Source organism: Flavobacterium sp. AC105, assembly GCF_979258495.1.
In genome coordinates, this window is the sequence record NZ_OZ409860.1 from 3,270,086 (window position 1) to 3,288,350 (window position 18,265).

Consider the following 18,265-nt stretch of genomic DNA (forward strand, 5'->3'; position numbering starts at 1 on the left):
GGCACAAGAATCAAAAAGGGAACTTATGAAATTATCTTATGATGAATTGCATGCACTTTATTTTGATAATGAAAATAATCACACTAAGCAGATTTTGTACTCAAACACTTTTTTGGCAAAGGCTGAAAAAGAAAATAATAAAATCAAAAAAGCGCGTGGTTATTATCTAATTGCCTTATTACATTATGATTCAGACTCTAATAAGGCAATTCAGTATCTTGATAGTGTTATAAAATACTCTACAGGAACAAATGACAGATCTTTTCCGGTAGCGGCATATTGCGAAAAAGCCGATTTCCTTAAAAGACAATTTAAGTTTGAAGAGGCCATGACTAATTATAAGCTGGCTGAAAAAATAGCACTTCAAACCAATATTGATTATTATTATATCGTAAGAGATTATATTGGTACCACAAAATCTGAAGATTTGGGAGACTATAACGAGGCATTGGATATCTACAAAGAATGTTACCGTTTTTATAAAACAAAAGATTACAGATCAGAGAAATATGCAACCAGTTTTCAGAGTATCATTTTTGGAATCGCTGATTGTTACAAATCATTAAAAAATACCGATTCAACAACCTATTATAATAAATTAGGCTTGCAAGAATCAAAAAAGACTAATAATATGTCTTTATATTATCTTTTCATATTAAATGAAGGAGCAAATCAAACTTTAAAAAAGAATTATGCTGCAGCAATAGATAGTATTCATAAGGCTTTACCTAAAATAATTGCTTATAAGGATTTAGGAAACACTTTAGCTGCTTATTTCTATTTAGGAAAGGCTTACGGTGGTATAGGCAATAAAGAAAGTGCTGTAAAAAATTACATAAAAGTAGACTCTGTTTATTCTAAAACAAAAGAAATAACTACAGAGTTTATAGACGGTTATCCGTATCTGATTGCTTATTATAAAAACATAGGAGATAAAGAAAACCAGCTTAAATATATTTCGAAATACATGGATATAGATAGTGTCTTGCAAAAAAACTATAGAAATTTAAACAAATTATTGCGAAATGAATATGATATTCCGCGTTTAATATCTGATAAAGAAATCCTTATTGATTCATTACAAAAAGACAATACAAAATCTTTCTGGGGAATTGGAGTATTAATTTTAGGAATAATCTCCGTTTCTGCATTTGGTTTTTACCAGTTTCAACATAAAAAAAGATATCGCTCCCGATTTGAGAAAATAATGCAGGAAGCAACAAACAGGGATTTTCAGGAAAAAAATAATGAGAGTCTAAAAAATGCCAAAACTGTAATTCCTAAAACTGAAGACATAGGAATTGGAGAAGAATTGATCGAACAAATTTTAAAGAAATTAAATTCTTTTGAGAAAGAAAAAGGTTTTTTGGTCTCTAATATTACCATACAATCTTTATCAAATCTTTTTGAAACGAATACTAAATATTTATCCAAAATAGTAAACACCTATAGACATAAATCTTTCGTACAATACATAAATGATTTACGAATAGATCATGCTCTGGAAAATTTAAAGAAGGATTCTAAACTTAGAAAATATACCATTCAGGCACTTGCTGTAGAGTTTGGTTTTAATAGTGCTGAATCTTTTTCGGCTGCTTTTTATAAAAAATCAGGTATAAAACCTGCTTATTTCATCAAACAGCTTGAAGATTCTCTTAAAGATAAATAACTGAAAAACAAATATTTACTAATTTTTAATATCGAAATTCAGGAATTTCGATAAATAGAAATTACAATTATTCCCAAGTGTAAGATCAACATTTTATATTTGTCAAATCCATAAAACAAAAAACATGAAAATTAGTAAACAAAAAAAGGAAATTAGAAAATTTGATCTGGAAAAAATGGAGGTCGCAAAATTAAAAAACATGCATTTAATTAGAGGCGGAGGCAGTGATAATACCGGTGATGTCGATACTAATAATCCTCAAAAAAATTCCTCACTACACTGTGATGAGCAAAACCAATAAGAAAGACAACTCTATTAATTCTTATATTATTCAAATAATTGCGTTAAAATCCCCTAAACAAAAAAACATGAAAATTAGAAAACCTAAAAAAGAAATTAAAAAATTTGATCTGGATAAAATGGAAGTTGCAAAACTAAAAAACATGCATTTTATTAAAGGCGGAAGTATAGAAGGCGATACTGATAAGCCACAAAAAGATTCATCGAACTTGTGTCAAGTGGCAGACTAGTTAAAAGATAGTCTATCAATCTTTTATTGCCTAAAAAGATTTTTTTTAGGCAATATTTATTTGATAATAGCAGCACTGTAAAGTGAAAATTACTCCTTTTTTATAACCTGAGATTTCCGAAATAACCAATGAAATTATTTTTCAGCATATTTTTACTTTTGTTTTTTATAGCCTGCACTAGTATTAAAGATTCAAATCATGTTAATGAAAAAGTATCTTTTAAAACAAAACTAACTCCATCGGAAATGCAAACCTGGTACCAAAAAGACACTAAAGAAGATTCTATTCCCGGAATTTCATTAGACAAATGGTATCGTTTAAACAAAAAGAAACCCAAAAATAAAAGTATTATTGTTGCTGTAATTGATACCCAAATTGATATAAATCACGAGGATCTTCAAGGACAGTTTTGGAAAAACAGCAAAGAAATTCCAAGTAATGGTATCGATGATGACCATAACGGCTATATTGATGACGTTAATGGCTGGAGTTTTATAGGAACTAAAAGCGGAGGTTATGTGGTATGGAATAAATATGAATATGCACGTATTATAAAAGAATGGGGACCATTGTTTAAAGATAAAACAGAATCTCAAATTGATGCTAAAGATTTATTTAACTATAACGAATATAACAGAGCGGTAAAAAAGTTAGACGAAGAAAATAAGTTTTATAAAAATTGGCTAAAGTCACTGGATCATCATGTTGCCATATTTCCCGTTGTAAAAGATACGTTGAAATATTTTTTCCCTAAAGAAGATTACACCTACAGCCAATTAGACAGTTTATATAAAAAATATAAAATAAACGATAAAAGATACAGACAAAGACGTGATGACAATGACAAGGATCTGGGCGCTTTAATCAGTTATATGATGGTAAGTATGGAAGTTGATCAAAATACGTTACAAGACGTCATCGATAAACAAAGCGAACTTGATTCTATTGTAAACAAAAGCCTGAATATTGATTATAATGAACGCCTATTGATAGGTGACAATCCTGATATTTTAGAAAAAGGGTATGGCAATAATAATGTTAGTAATAACAAAGCCGGACATAGGCCAATACAGGATCATTGTACTAAAATGGCTGGAGTTATTGCCGCAAACAGAGAAAATAACATTGGTATAAAAGGAATTGCACAAAATGTAAAAATCATGCCCTTGAGCATTTCCCCAATGGGAGACGAAAACAACAAGGATATTACCATGGCCATACATTATGCTGTAGATAACGGTGCCAAAATAATAAATATGTCTTTTAGCAATCAATTTGCTTTGCATAAAGAATGGATGATAGAAGCATTTAAATACGCAGAAGAACACGATGTTCTTTTAGTTCGTAGTGCCGGCAATGCAGAAAATGACAGTGATAAAATACTATATTATCCAAATGATATTACCCTTGAGAATAACAAGGAATTTTGCTCTAATTTTATCGTTGTAGGATCTGTTACGCATAGATTAGACAGTACTTTTGTATCTGATTTTTCTAATTATGGAAAACAAAATGTAGACCTATTTGCTCCGGGAGATGAAGTATATTCTACCTCAGCTGCTAATACTTATGAATATGATTCCGGAACCTCATTATCAGTTCCAATGGTATGCGGTACAGCAGCATTAATCAGGTCTTATTATCCTGATTTTACAGCCGCACAGGTTAAGCAAATTATTCTGGATTCCGGAACTGCTTATGATTTAGAAGTCATAGTACCGGGAACAAAAGATAAAAAAGTTCCGTTTTCGGAATTATCCAAATCCGGAAAAGTCTTAAATGTTTATAGCGCTATGCAACTTGCTGAAAAGCTTAATAAAAAGAGAAAATGAAAAAGGTGTTTAAAATTTCCCCTTTCTCAAACTATGTAGTTCGAACACCCTTATTTCCTTTATCGCTTTATTTGGATCTTTCAACGAATTATTCTCGGGAAAAAGCCATTGATTTATATAAAACGCCTTTAATTAGAGAAGCTATTAATCTCGCTTCACCAGAATTGGTACAAGAGCTGGATAAATGGATTGATTCAGATATTGATTTACTTCATGAAAAGAAATCAACTTTAGAATTAACATTATTAAAATACATTGCAAGAATTTCTTCGCGATGTACGCCATTTGGTTTGTTTGCCGGATGTGCTGTTGGCTGTATAAATGCTCAAACTAATGTTGTGTTAGACTTGCCTGAAAAGCATAAACGTTTTACACAGTTTGATATGCAGTTTTGGGTCGCATTATTACAAAATATTGCTGCAAGAAAAATAATAATTTCTCATCTAAAATATTTTCCAAATTCATCCATTTATGAGTTTGGTGATTTTTACAGATATATAGAATACAAGTTCAACAAAACAAAGCGTGAACATAGTATTACAGCGTTACGAAAATCTAAAGTATTAAAAGAAATAATGCTGAAAGCAAAATCAGGGTTAACCATAGACGAAATGGTTTCGCTTTTAGCTGATAACGATTCTGAAAAAAAAGAGGCCCGTGAATTTATCATTCACCTTATAGATTTTCAATTTTTAGTGAGCGAATTAGATGCTGCCGTAACAGGCAATAACGAATTTAACAGGGTTTTATCCATTTTAAAAAATATCCCGGATCTAAAAAAAGAATATCAATTTTTAGAAACCATATATAAACAAATTTTAGATTTAGACATTTCTTTAATTCCCACGGCAAACCAATATCAAAAAATAAAAGAAAATATTCAGGAACAAGGATTTGAATATGATGAAAAATACCTTTTTCAAACCGATTTAAATACTGCTGTAATAACAAATAGTTTAAACAAAAATAGTATAAAGAAAGTATCTCACGCGCTTCAATTTTTAAACGGAATTCAAACGAAAAACCAATCTAAAAATCTTAAGAATTTCATTAATGCATTCTCTAAAAGATATGAAACGCAGGAAATGCCTCTTATGATGGTTTTAGATACAGAAGCAGGATTAGGATATCCCTTAAATCAGGATATGAATGACGCACATGAAATATTAGAAGCTTTTTCTTTTAAATCAAAAAAAAATAAAAATGAAAATCAGGAATGGAATTCCTATCATTCAATTTTAGAAAAAAAACTACAGGAATGTTTTTCAAATAAGGATAATAAAATAGACTTATCAGAAAATGATTTTCCTGATTTCAATACTAACTTTGATAATGTTCCTGCTACATTATCAGTAATGATTGAAATTTACAATGATGAAAAGTTAGCAATTGAATCTTCAGGAACTATAAGTGCCGCAAAATTTTTGGGGAGATTTTGTAATGGAAATCCTGAGATTCATAAGCTAACCGAAGAAATAATTCAAAAAGAAGAAAACTATCATCAGGATAAAATTTTGGCCGAAATTGTTCATATTCCACAATCCAGAATAGGGAATATTTTACGCAGGCCGGTTTTAAGAAATTATGAAATAGCCTATTTAGCAAATTCAGGCGTTGAAAAGAAAAATACTATTGACTTAAATGACTTATTCATCTCTGTCAAAAAAGATAAAATGATATTGCGGTCTAAAAAACTTGATAAAGAAGTTATTCCCTGCTTATCAAACGCCCATAATTTTTCTGGTAATTCATTGCCGCTCTATCATTTTTTATGCGATTTGCAAGCACAAAATACAAAACCCATTTATAGTTTTAATTGGGGAATTTTAGAATCACATTACAACTATTTTCCAAGAGTAGAATACAAAGAAATCATATTGTCAAAAGCCAGATGGATTATTAATAAAATAGATTTAACTCCTTTTTTACAATTAAAAGATGCTAATTTATTTGACACTTTTTCGAATTGGAGAATCACTAAAAAGATACCGCGTTTTGTAAATTGGGCCGATTCTGATAATACATTATTATTTGATTTTCAAACCGAAATTGGAATTCAGTTGTTTTTAAAATCAACTCACAATAAAGACAAAATTATTTTAGAAGAATTCTTGTTTACCGAAGAATCTATTGTAAAAAACAGCACAGGAAAAGGCTTTACCAATCAATTTATAGTATCATTTTACAAAGAACAAGTATAAATGCAAAGAAATTTTTGTTTAGGAAGTGAATGGCTGTACTATAAAATTTATACAGGTGTTCAAACAGCGGATTTTATTTTACTTGAAAAATTGTATCCCATTATAGCAAAGTTAGAAAAAAAGAATCTTATCCAAAAATGGTTTTTTATTCGATACAAAGACACGGATGAACACTTTAGAATTCGATTTTTGACAGCAGACAAAAAGAATTTATCTAAAATCATTAATGCTCTTTATCCCGTTATAAATAAATTACTTCAGGAGAATTTAGTCTGGAATATTCAAACGGATACTTATAAAAGGGAATTGGAAAGATATGGCGAAAACACAATCGAAGATTCCGAATTTTTATTTTGGAAGGATAGCGAAATGACGCTTCAATATCTTTCAATAAAAAAAACATTTCCTAAAAAAGAATCAGCACTTCTATTCAGTTTTTGTGCTATTGATTCTTTTTTAAATGCTTTTTCTTTATCGGTATTAGAAAAATATAATTTAATGAATAGTTTGCAGGATTCATTTAAAAAAGAATTTGAAGCCGATAAAATAGTAAAAAAAGAACTTGATAAAAACTATAGAGATTTATCTTCGGAAATAGAATATTTTTTAACTGAAAAAGCAAAAAAAGACTTTCCTGATTTTTTTGAAATTATAGCAGAAAAACAAATTCAGATTTCAGAAAAGGTTTTAGAAATTAAAGATAAAATTCAAATCCAGCTTTTTTCTTTTCTGTCAAGTCACATCCATATGATGATTAACAGACAATATACTTCTAAACAAAGAACGTATGAATTGATTATTTACGATCATTTGTATCGTTATTACAAAACTCAAAACTATAAAAACCAATAGATCAGAGAGATTCTGTTAAGCTTTTATCTTATTTTTTGCCGTAAATTTTACGACTGATTATTTTTAAGGTTTTTTTAAGCCCTTAAACATTTCTCCACAAAATTTCAATTCGTAAATTAGCCTTAAATAAAATTCATCCGAATGACAGTACTTACATTTACCCTGATTATGATTCTTGGTGCTTTTTTAGCAGGTTTTATTGGTTCATTATCAGGTTTAGGCGGCGGAATTATTATTATTCCGCTTTTAACAGTTGTTCTGGGTGTTGATATTCATTATGCAATTGGTGCAGCTTTGGTTTCTGTAATTGCGACCTCATCCGGTTCTGCCGCAGCATATGTCAGGGAAGGAATTACGAATATGCGTTTGGGAATTTTTCTCGAAATTGCCACAACAATTGGTGCTGTTTGCGGAGCATTGCTTTGAACCATCGCTCCTACCTCTTTCATCGCCGTTTTATTTGGACTTACTTTGATTTTCTCCGCTATAAATTCTCTTCGCAAAAAAGAAGAACATATTGTTTTAGAATCCAGTCCGTTAGCCAAAAAACTAAGATTAGAGGGAACTTATCCTTCGCACGACGGAGAATTTATCAGTTACGGAACCAAAAATGTAGTTGGCGGCTTTGGAATGATGGGGATCGCCGGAATGATGTCGGGATTATTAGGTATTGGTTCCGGTGCTTTTAAAGTGATTGCGATGGATAATATTATGAGAATTCCGTTTAAGGTTTCTACCACAACCAGTAATTTTATGATGGGTGTTACGGCAATGGCTAGTTCTGTAATTTACATTCAAAAAGGATATATCGAACCCGGAATTTGTATGCCTGTTGTCATTGGCGTTTTATTTGGTGCTATGGCCGGAGCCAAAATATTGGTAAAAACAAACCCTAAAAAACTAAGAATATTTTTTGCGTGCCTGATTTTTGTACTTGCAGTTAATATGATTTATAACGGACTTAATGGAAAAATCTAAAGTTATGCAGAGCGAAAAATTTGGAGAAAAAGATTTTCAGACTATAATAGGTAATTTATTGCGTTACGGCGTCTGGACTTCATTATCAGTAGCTTTTATTGGTGGAATTGTCTATTTATTGGGACATCATTCGGATATCGAAAATTACTCTGTTTTTCATGAAAATGACCGCAATATTTTTGAAGTTATTTCATCAATTTATAAGGGCGCCATTCAGGGAAAAGGCGAATCATTAATATTTGTTGGAATCATACTTTTGTTTCTAACGCCTGTATTGCGGGTTTTACTATCGTTATTTTCTTTCCTTCTGGAGAAAGATTATCTATATGTAGTTATTACATTGATCGTTATTTTGATCATTTTAATAAGTGTTTCGTTTGGATTTTCACATTGATAAACGCTATAGGCGTTAAGCCATAAGCTGTAGGCTTTCTAAAACCTTAAAGCATATTGCCTAAAGCCTAAAGCTTAACATAAATAAAGCCTAAAGCTAAAAAAAAAATGGAAATAGGAATTGACAGTTTTGCTTCGGCAATGTACGGAAATAGCAATACTTTGAGTAGTGTTGATGCCATGGAACAATTACTTCAAAGAATCGAACTGGCTGATCAGGCGGGACTTGATGTTTTTGGAATTGGAGAACATCATAAAAAAGAGTTTTTAGATTCGGCTACAGCTGTAATATTAAGTGCTGCTGCTGCTAAAACAAGCCGCATAAAATTATCAAGCGCAGTTTCGGTTTTAAGCGCCGCAGATCCTGTAAGGGTTTATCAAAGTTTTGCTACGCTTGATTTAATTTCAAAAGGAAGAGCCGAAATTGTAGTTGGCCGAGGTTCATCTATTGAAGCTTATCCCCTTTTTGGTTATAATTTAAATGATTATGATGCGCTTTTTAAAGAGAAACTAGATTTATTGCTTCAAATCAGGGACAATGAATTTGTAACCTGGTCCGGTAAATTTCGCGCACCTTTAAATAATCTTCCGGTTTATCCAAGAGCATTACAGGAAAAATTGCCTATTTGGTTGGGCGTTGGCGGAACTCCGGAATCTTTTGTCAGAGCCGGAAGTCTTGGTTTACCTTTAATGGTTGCTGTTATTGGAGGACAAACGCATCGTTTTAGACCTTTAGTAGATTTATACAGAGAAGCCGGAAAAGCGGCTGGTTTTAAACCCGAAGAACTTCAGGTGGGATTACATTCGCCTGGTTTTGTTGGAAATACAACTGAAAAAGCCATGGAAGAATATTATCCGGGCTATGCAGAACTTTGGACAAAATTAGGACTTGAGCGCGGTTGGCCGCCTGTTACAAAAGCCAAATTTGATGGCTTAATTGATGACGATGGTGTTCTTGTAGTTGGAAGTCCGGATCGTATTGCCGAAAAGCTTTTACGCCACAGCGAATCACTTGGCGGAATCTCAAGATTTACATTCCAAATGGATAATGCAGGACTTACACATTCTCAGTTAATGAATGCAATAGAACTTATTGGTGCAAAAGTTATTCCTCTGATTCAAAAAGGATAAGCTTGGTGAATTTGCCCACGGATCATACGGATTTAAACAGATTTTTACGCTGGTCTTTATTTAATAAAAAATCAGCCATATCTGCTTAAATCTATCTAAATCTCGTGAAACAAAAAATATTAAACACAAAAGCATCAGTTGAAACTGATGCTTTTTTCTTTTATACTCAAATTAAACGTGTATTTTTTTTCAATAAAAATCAGTGTAAACCCGTTTAAATCCGTCAAACCCGTGGGCTAAAAAATTAGAATTTATATGTTACTCCAACCCTAAAGTTTCTAGGTGCTTCAGTTTGCCAGTAATATGCCGTTAGATAAGAATAATAAGAACCACTGTAAAGATATTTATCCAAAATATTGAAAACATTCGCAGTCACTTTTATTTTTCCGGTTTCATAAGATAAACCTCCATCCAATTTAAAGTAAGAAGGCAATTTTTGAAGTCCAGCGCTCCACGTATCTGTTTGGCGTCCGTCAAGGAAAGTTCCTCCAATAGAAGTTCCAAATCCTTTTAATTTACCAAAAGGAACAGTATAATTCAACCATGCATTTGCAACATGTTTTGAATATCCGGGAACAATATCGCCTTCTTTAATTCCGGTTGCAATTGAAACTGCAGGATCAATTTCATTTACAATAGATTCTGTAAAAGCATAATTTGCAATCAAATTAAGGCCATCAAAGATTTTACCTCTTAAATCAAACTCAATTCCCTGAGCTCTTTTTTCTCCTAAAACAACACTAAATTGTTGTCCCGGCGTATTAGCAGGATCTCCCGTAAGTTCATTTTTCTTCAAGATGCTGTAAGCGGCCAAAGTAGTACTCCATGAACCGTCGAACCAGTCTTTTTTGATTCCAAATTCAACATTGTTACCGGTAAGCGGTTTTACTTTTTCGCCACTTTTTATAATTCCGGCTTGCGGAGTAAACGCCTGATCGTATAATCCGTAAACAGCTAAATTTTCAGTAATGGAATAACTTAAACCGGCACGTGGCGTAATATGAGAATCTGCTATTGGAGCTCCTCCCCAACTTGCCTGACTAATCCAGGTATATCTCGCGGCAAGCGTTAATCTTAATTTGTTTTGAAAAAATCCAAGTTCATCCTGAACATAACCTGCAGCATAATCTGTTGACATTAAACCTCCGGCATTTTTGGCTCTTATAGAAAGTGGTGTTGTATGATCAAAATTTGGTAATCCGTTAGACGGTGTACCATAATTTGGATTGTAAACATTAAACGGATTATCAAACGTATCAAGATCATGAGATTGTCCCCAATCTGCTGCATAATCTTTGCTTCCTAAATCGACACCTCCTAAAACTTTATGACTAACTGATCCAGTATTAAATTTTCCGTTCAGGAATATTTGTCCTAAATACATATTACTTTCTGCATCCCAAATACCAACGTTTCTGATAATTTCTCCAGCTTCGATCGTACCTTCAGGAACACCGTCAAAATCTCTGTCTACAGGTCCCGGGCCAACAACTCCAGGCCATGAACTATATCCTTGCTGAATGTATTTGAAATAAGAAGTCTGAGCCGTTAATTTCCAGTTGTCATCAAACTTATGTTCAAACATCAAATATCCGCTGTGATCCTGAATATTGGTATCTGGCAATCCTGGCTGTGTCATTGTAAAACCGACTGGCAATGTTGCATATCCGCCAGATTCAGGTCCAAAAACATAGTACGAACCAACTTCGGTCATATTTGCATACTGAAAATTATATTCGGCTGTAATTTTTGTTTTATCATCAATTTGATATGAAATTACCGGAGCAATCACATAACGGTCATTGTGTTCAAATGCACGGTGAGAACCCTTATTTTGTGCCGCTCCGTTAAATCTGTAAAGCAATTTTCCTTTTTTATCTAATTTCCCGTCAAGGTCAATACTTACTCTGTAAAAATCATAGCTTCCTCCAAGTACAGATACTTCTCCTTTTGTAATTCCGGTTGGTTTTTTAGTAACCACATTATAAAGTCCGCTTGGATCACCGCTCGAAAGCATAAATCCAGCCGGTCCTTTTACAAATTCAATATGATCTACAAAACTCATATCTTCAGTAAGCGGTCCCCAGAAAGAAGAAACAACATTAAAACCATTACGAAAAGCCTGAATTTGAGAACCACGCATCGTAATATTTGTGTACATATCTCCCCAGTGTTCTAAACGTACAGCACCACTCACATTACGAATTACTCCGTCGCTCATGCTGATAATTTGCTGATCTTTTAAAGTTTGTCCGCTTACAATTTGAATATTTTGCGGAATTTCTAAAATAGGTGTTTGAAGACGCAATGACAATGAAGGCTTGTCTTGCTTGTATTTATTTTTTGTAATAATAACTTCATCAAGATCCTCCTGCCTTTCAGAAAGTGTGAAATTCTTAGTTGTAGTCTGTCTGGCCGTTACGGTAATTTTATCCTCGATTTTATGAATTCCTACAGCACTAATACTAATAGTATACGTTGCAGGTTTTACATTTTTGATTTCATATTGTCCGTTCTCATTTGTTACGGCTGAATATCTTGTTCCATTCAATATAACTGAAATATTGGCTGCAGGTGCATTTCCACTCAAGGAAACTTTACCAATTACTTTTCCTGAATCCTGACTCATCACAGTTAGAGAGCACAAAAGAAAAGCAAAAAGTAAAACTTTTGTAATGTTATTTACATTCATTTGGTTAGGGTTTTTAAATTTAACGCAAAAGTAAGAGCTAAAATCGTGTTATCCAAACTATTTTTAATCAATCTAAATAAATATAATAAATTACAAAAAAAGAGTTAAGAAAATTATCCTATCTCTAATAAATCCCACACTTAAATTTTATAAACAAAAGTCCATTATGATGGAATTGGCTTTTACGAACCAAACCAAAAACTACAAAAATAACAGAGTCATGATTTTTAAAAGTTTCCATAAGTTTTTATAGTATCAAAATAAGACTTCTTTAAGCTTAAAACGAAAAACAGCAGATGCCTTAAAGACATCTGCTGTTTTAATATTTAGGAAGTAAAGAAATTTAATTCTTCAAAAAAACAAAACTCGTAGGATCTGCTACTAATTCATTATTTTTAAAGTCAACTGAAATAAGTCCAGCTTTTCTGGGCGAAACTTCTGTTGCGCTAAAATGCGTATGCAAAACATAATACATTTTGTTGTTTTTATCCCAGAAAATGTCTCCGTGACCTATTCCGTTTTGATTGACATTTTTCCTGCTGATTATCGGACTATTATTTGATTTCTCCCAAGGTCCAAGCGGACTTTTACTGGTTGCATATCCCACGGCATAATCCGGATTACGGAAATCATTAGCCGAATAAATTAAATAATATAAACCATCGTGTTTTAAAACCGTTGGCCCTTCGGTTACCGGCCAGGCTGTGTTTTCAGTGTTTTCCCAAGGTAATGTTCCTGAAATACATTCTGTCAACGTTTCCGGTTTTATACTTTGAAGATCATCGTTTATTTCTGCTGCAAAAATTCGGTTTCCGTTTGTTAATCTTACATGATACAAATATTTTTTGCCATCTTCATCGATAAAAATAAACGGATCAATTTGGTTTCCGGTTTCAATGATTGGCTTTTTAGATTCATTTTTGAAAGGTCCAAGCGGACTATCACTACTCGCAATTGCAATGTTTTCGTTTGCGGTATAAATCATATAAAACTTCTTGTTGTATTCCAAAATCTGTGGCGCCCAGAAACCTTTATCACCAAAAGAATCCCCTTTTTTCAAAGCCAATCCGTTTTGAGCGCCTGAAGGTTCACTCCATTTTTTTAAATCTGTAGATGTATAAACTAAAAATCCTTCGCCATTCGCAATATTTCCTGTTGTAGTTCCGTATAAATAATAGGTTCCTTTATTATAGAAAATAGTAGGATCAGCTACAAAAATATTTCTTGATACAGTTTCAATCGGCGCTTTTGTTGGATTCTTGTCTTGGGAACAAGCTACGAAAACGCATAATGAAGTTATTAGAGTTGTTATTTTTTTCATTTAAATTGGTGTTTAGCATTGTTCTTTTTTCAACGGATTAAAATCCGTCGCTACAAAATAAACCATTCCTACGGAATTTTATAAAAGCGTTCCATAGGAACAAATCATATTGTAGGGATGGATTTTAATCCGTCCTACGCAATTATAATCGACAATCTTGTCATTTCGACGAAGGAGAAATCACACACGAAATTCCTCATAGTGAATAATCAATCTTTATCGAGCTACTAGTGTGATTTCTCCCTTCGGTCGAAATGACAAAATCGCGTCTAACATCACATTCCCTCATTCTCTAATTATCTAATTATCTAATTATCTCATTTCCTAATTAAACCTACCTCACAGAAACTGATAATAAGAAACCGTATGATATTTTTGTCCTGATTTCAAAACAATAGAAGGAAATTTTGGCTGATTTGGGGCATCCGGAAAATGCTGTGTTTCTAAGGCAAAAGCCGTTCTAAAATCATCTTTTGCACCAGATTTAAACGTATTTTTACTTTGCATAAAATTTCCGCTATAAAATTGAAGTCCAGGTTCTTCAGTATAAATATCCAAAGTAATTCCTGATTGATCTCCGGAAATCGTTGCAGCATGATTCAGACCGTTCTTTTTTGTGCCGTTTAATACGTAATTATGATCGTATCCTCCGCCAAATTTCAATTGTTCATCTTTGGTTTCGATGCGTTCACCAATAGTATGTTTTGACGTAAAATCAAAAGGTGTATTTTGTACCGGTTTCAATTCTCCTGACGGAATTAATCCAGCATCAACCGGCGTAAATTTGTCGGCATAAATTTGTAGTTCATGTTTTAAAATCGTGCCGCTTCCTTCTCCGTTTAAATTGAAAAAAGCATGATTGGTTAAATTGACAAGTGTTGTTTTATCCGTTGTTGCTTCATATTCCATTTTAATGGTTTGGTTGTCCGTAAGTGTATACGTAACTTTTACGGTTAAATTTCCGGGAAAACCCTGTTCTCCATCTGGCGAAACATAACTAAAAGTCAAAGAGTTCTGATTGATTTTATTAGCATCCCAAACAACATCCTGAAAACCTTTTATACCGCCGTGCAAAGCATTTTTGCCATTGTTTAACAGAACCTGATATTGTTTCCCTTCCAATGTAAATTGTCCTTTTGCGATACGGTTTCCAACTCTTCCAATTGTAGCTCCAAAATAAGGTTCAGTTGAATTCTTAAAGCCTTTTACGCTGTTCAATCCCACCACAACATCGGTTTGTTTACCGTTTTTATCCGCAACCCACAGTCCTATTAATCTTCCTCCATAATTGGTAAAAGCCGCTTTAATTCCTTTGTTTTCTATCCAATATAAATTGACTTTTTTGCCGTCAATAATCGTATCAAAGTTTTTGGCTGCTAAAACCGGTTTTATAGAATCTGTTGTGATTTCATGAGGTGTTTCTTTTGACGTTGTGACTTCCTCTTTATTGTCTTTACAATTAAATTGAAAAAGTGCCAGCAATAAAACGCCTGCGATTTTTATGTTTTTCATTTATATAATTTTAAAATGTTCTTTACTAGATTATTTTGCCGGAATTGCCAGTTTTGTTTCTTCACTTACAGGTTCTCCTATAACCGGAAGCCCGTTAGCATCCCAGCTTATTTTTTGCATTCTTGGCGATCTTTTATTGCCGCAGCCTTCACCCGGATTTGAATTGGCGTGGTATAAAATCCAGTCTTCTTTTCCGTTTGGAGATTTAAAAAACGAGTTATGTCCGGGAGCATAAACTTTAGTCGTATCTGATTGTTTAAAGATTGGTTCATCTGATTTTTTCCATGCCGAAGCATCCAATAAATTATCTCCGCCATTAAAGGTCAATAATCCCAAAGCGTAATAATCGGTCCAACATCCGCTTGCCGAAAACACGATGAAAATTTTATCTTTATTGGATAAAAACTGAGGCCCTTCGTTTACATTTACCTGAGCTGGATTTACATCATCATGCAAAGCTCCGTGTGTTTCCCACACATGAGTTGGTGCAGAAATCATAACGCGGTCGCCTTCAATTTCAAGCGGATTTTTCATCCTGGCGATGTAAATATTCTGTTGTCCGTTTGTATCGCCTTCCCAACCGGCCCAAATCATATAAAGCTGTTTTTTGTGCTCAAAAATATTTCCGTCAATCGCCCATTTGTCTGTTTTTGCGGCAATTTTTCCTTTAAATTCCCAATTTCCTTTAAACGGATCTGATGCTTTATTTTCTAAAACATACATTCTATGCGTGTTATTATCGCCATTATCTGCGGCAAAATAAGCATACCATTTTCCGTTGATCATATGAAATTCCGGTGCCCAGATATCTCCGGAATAATCGGTTCCTTTTGGAGCAATCCAAATCACTTTACTTTCGGCATTTTTTAAATCGGCCAGACTTTTTGTTTTCCACAAAACCAAACGATCCTGCAGCGTATTCGTATAGTAATAATATCCTTTGTAATACGTACTATATGGGTCTGCGCCCGAAGGCAAAAGCGGATTCGAGAATGTTTTTTGCTGAGCGTAAGTCATTGAAACAATCGCGAAAAGGAAGAGAATTAAGTATTTTTTCATTTTATTATTTTATTGTTGGGCGTGAGTTCTTTGTCGCCAATCTTTGTGGTCCCAAAGTCCCAAAGTTGAAACTTTGGGCTATGTTCTATTTTACCCGCAATTTTGTCATCTTGACGAAGGAAAGATCTCCACAAGAAACTCTACATAGAAAATCGCCAATGTTGTCGAGCTACTTACGAAGATCCCTCGTTCATCGGGATGACAAAAAATACGCAGACTAAATATAATATTAATTACTTCTTTGATTTATAACGTCAATAACTTCTGTATTGATTTGGTTTACTTTTTTGAAATCCATTTTATCAACCTTTCTGTCATAGGTCATAAAACCATTTACTTCACCTTCAACATCAGTTGTTTGCGTGTAAACTGCTGCCGAAAACCCTGTTTTTACAAGGTTTTTCAAGGTTTGGGCGTATTTGATATATTCAGCCGTAACTTCATCTTCATTTTTGAATTTAATGTAACCCCAATTGTCATTGGCGCGCCACAAATGCCCTTCAAGAGGCAAACCAATTCCGCCGTATTCTCCTAAAACCGTAACTCTGCGGGCATCATATAAATACAAATCAGGTTCGGGATAATTGTGTAAATCTAAGATATCTCCAGTTTGAAAATGATTTCCTCCGCTTGATGAATTCGTTAATCTGCTTGGATCGTAATTCTTCGTCCATTCTGTAATTTCAACGGTTTTAAATTGTCCCCAGGCTTCGTTAAACGGAACCCAAACCACAATACTTGGATAAGAATACAAATGATCCATAATCTCTTTCCATTCTTTTTTATAGATTTCTTCTGATTTTGCGGTTCTTTTTAATTCATTTCCTTCAAAATACATCGTATTCTGCCAAACCGGCTGATTATCACCGCTTGGCATATCCTGCCAAACCAAAATTCCTAATTCATCGCAATGGGTATACCAGCGCTCCGACTCTACTTTTACGTGTTTGCGGATCATATTAAAACCTAATTCTTTGGTTTTGATAATGTCATATTTCAACGCTTCATCTGTTGGCGCAGTATATAATCCGTCAGGCCACCAGCCTTGATCTAATGGGCCATATTGAAAATAATCTTTGTTGTTTAACTGCATTCTCAAAATACCAAATTGATCACGTTTGGACGAAATTTTTCGCATGGCAAAATAACTTTTTACCTCATCAACTACTTTATCATCGCTAATTAAACTGATTTTTGTCTGATATAAAAAAGGATTTTCTGGTGACCATAATTTTGGATTATTCAAAACAATATCCAAATTTTCTCCAACAACCGCTTTTTCTTTTGCAATTTCTTTTCCACCGTCAAAAACCGAAATTTCAATAAAATCCCCTGCTTCTGCTCCGGCAACATTTGCTTTTACAGTAACACTGTTTTGATCGATATTTGGTGTGATTTTTAATTCGGTAATACTAGTTTTATTGACAGGTTCTATCCAGACTGTTTGCCAAATTCCGGTTACGGGCGTGTACCAGATTCCTTCGGGATTTTTAACTTGTTTTCCTCTCGGCTGCGTTCCATCGTTTGACGGATCCCAAACTTTTACCACTAATTTCTGCTTTTTTCCTTTTTTTACAAATGGTGTAATATCAAACGAAAACGGCGCATATCCGCCTGTATGCGAGCCTACTTTTATGTTGTTTATCCAAACTTCGGTTTTCCAGTCAACCGCGCCAAAATGCAATAAAATATTTTTCCCTTTCCATTTTGAATCTAAACTGAAATTGGTTTCATACCAAAGTTCTTTTTCGGCTCCCACTTGTTTCATAACACCCGACAAACTGGACTCTACAGCAAACGGAACCAAAATTTGTCCGTCGTATTTTGAAGGCGCTGTTTTTCCAAAATCCTGAATGGCGTAATTCCATAAACCATTCAGGTTTTTCCACTGACTGCGCTCCATAATCGGACGGGGATATTCTGGTAATGTTTTAGCCGGATCGACTTGTTCTGCCCATTTTGTTTTGATTTTATCTCCCTGTGGTTTCCATTGTGCGCTTGCCATAACTCCAAAAAAAAGGAATAGGAAAAACGTTATTTTATTCTTCATATTATATATTTTCTACGATTTTTTCTTTTAATCCTAATAAAT

At 33.5% G+C, this 18,265-nt stretch carries 13 protein-coding genes and 1 pseudogene; 9 read left to right on the plus strand and 5 right to left on the minus strand.

All coding sequences use genetic code 11. From position 1 onward, the window contains the following. Positions 1 to 25 precede the first annotated feature (25 nt). From ACZ0AH_RS13325 to ACZ0AH_RS13365, 9 genes and pseudogenes are all read left to right on the plus strand, one after another. Complete coding sequence (locus tag ACZ0AH_RS13325; protein WP_463476285.1) at positions 26 to 1,672, plus strand: helix-turn-helix domain-containing protein; 1,647 nt, start codon at positions 26 to 28, stop codon at positions 1,670 to 1,672. A 124-nt stretch (positions 1,673 to 1,796) separates the two neighbouring features. After that, positions 1,797 to 1,973: a hypothetical protein gene (locus tag ACZ0AH_RS13330; RefSeq protein ID WP_463476286.1), complete on the plus strand. Its 177-nt coding sequence runs from the start codon at positions 1,797 to 1,799 to the stop codon at positions 1,971 to 1,973. A gap of 67 nt (positions 1,974 to 2,040) precedes the next feature. Continuing rightward, positions 2,041 to 2,202 (plus strand): hypothetical protein, encoded by a 162-nt coding sequence (locus tag ACZ0AH_RS13335; RefSeq protein WP_463476287.1) that lies wholly within the window; start codon positions 2,041 to 2,043, stop codon positions 2,200 to 2,202. A 128-nt stretch (positions 2,203 to 2,330) separates the two neighbouring features. Further along, entirely contained in the window at positions 2,331 to 4,034 is a 1,704-nt protein-coding gene (locus ACZ0AH_RS13340) for a S8 family serine peptidase (RefSeq protein ID WP_463476288.1), read from the plus strand. Then, a complete protein-coding gene (locus ACZ0AH_RS13345; protein WP_463476289.1) occupies positions 4,031 to 6,235 on the plus strand; it encodes a lantibiotic dehydratase family protein in 2,205 nt (734 codons plus the stop codon). Before ACZ0AH_RS13340 ends, ACZ0AH_RS13345 begins: the two co-directional genes overlap by 4 nt. Next, the gene (locus ACZ0AH_RS13350) at positions 6,236 to 7,087 is read left to right on the plus strand and encodes a thiopeptide-type bacteriocin biosynthesis protein (protein WP_463476290.1); all 852 of its coding nucleotides are present in this window, start codon (positions 6,236 to 6,238) and stop codon (positions 7,085 to 7,087) included. It abuts the gene before it with no gap. A 141-nt stretch (positions 7,088 to 7,228) separates the two neighbouring features. After that, a pseudogene (locus ACZ0AH_RS13355) lies at positions 7,229 to 8,065 on the plus strand (sulfite exporter TauE/SafE family protein). Next, positions 8,052 to 8,459 carry a DUF1634 domain-containing protein gene (locus ACZ0AH_RS13360; protein WP_463476291.1) on the plus strand — a complete coding sequence of 136 codons (408 nt, stop codon included), beginning with the start codon at positions 8,052 to 8,054 and terminating at the stop codon, positions 8,457 to 8,459. Before ACZ0AH_RS13355 ends, ACZ0AH_RS13360 begins: the two are co-directional and overlap by 14 nt. Before the next feature lie 107 nt (positions 8,460 to 8,566). Then, positions 8,567 to 9,589 (plus strand): LLM class flavin-dependent oxidoreductase, encoded by a 1,023-nt coding sequence (locus tag ACZ0AH_RS13365; RefSeq protein ID WP_463476292.1) that lies wholly within the window; start codon positions 8,567 to 8,569, stop codon positions 9,587 to 9,589. Between the two features lie 244 nt (positions 9,590 to 9,833). On the opposite strand, the gene ACZ0AH_RS13370 is transcribed toward ACZ0AH_RS13365, so the two are convergent. The 5 genes from ACZ0AH_RS13370 to ACZ0AH_RS13390 form a co-directional block, all read right to left on the minus strand. Continuing rightward, positions 9,834 to 12,281, minus strand: coding sequence for a TonB-dependent siderophore receptor (locus ACZ0AH_RS13370; protein ID WP_463476293.1), 2,448 nt, complete (start codon positions 12,279 to 12,281; stop codon positions 9,834 to 9,836). Between the two features lie 343 nt (positions 12,282 to 12,624). Then, positions 12,625 to 13,602 (minus strand): glycoside hydrolase family 43 protein, encoded by a 978-nt coding sequence (locus ACZ0AH_RS13375; RefSeq protein ID WP_463476294.1) that lies wholly within the window; start codon positions 13,600 to 13,602, stop codon positions 12,625 to 12,627. A gap of 339 nt (positions 13,603 to 13,941) precedes the next feature. Continuing rightward, the gene (locus ACZ0AH_RS13380; RefSeq protein ID WP_463476295.1) at positions 13,942 to 15,114 is read right to left on the minus strand and encodes an aldose epimerase family protein; all 1,173 of its coding nucleotides are present in this window, start codon (positions 15,112 to 15,114) and stop codon (positions 13,942 to 13,944) included. A gap of 30 nt (positions 15,115 to 15,144) precedes the next feature. Continuing rightward, positions 15,145 to 16,173: a glycoside hydrolase family 43 protein gene (locus ACZ0AH_RS13385; protein ID WP_463476296.1), complete on the minus strand. Its 1,029-nt coding sequence runs from the start codon at positions 16,171 to 16,173 to the stop codon at positions 15,145 to 15,147. A 229-nt stretch (positions 16,174 to 16,402) separates the two neighbouring features. Continuing rightward, positions 16,403 to 18,223: a glycoside hydrolase family 2 protein gene (locus tag ACZ0AH_RS13390; protein ID WP_463476297.1), complete on the minus strand. Its 1,821-nt coding sequence runs from the start codon at positions 18,221 to 18,223 to the stop codon at positions 16,403 to 16,405. Positions 18,224 to 18,265 lie beyond the last annotated feature (42 nt).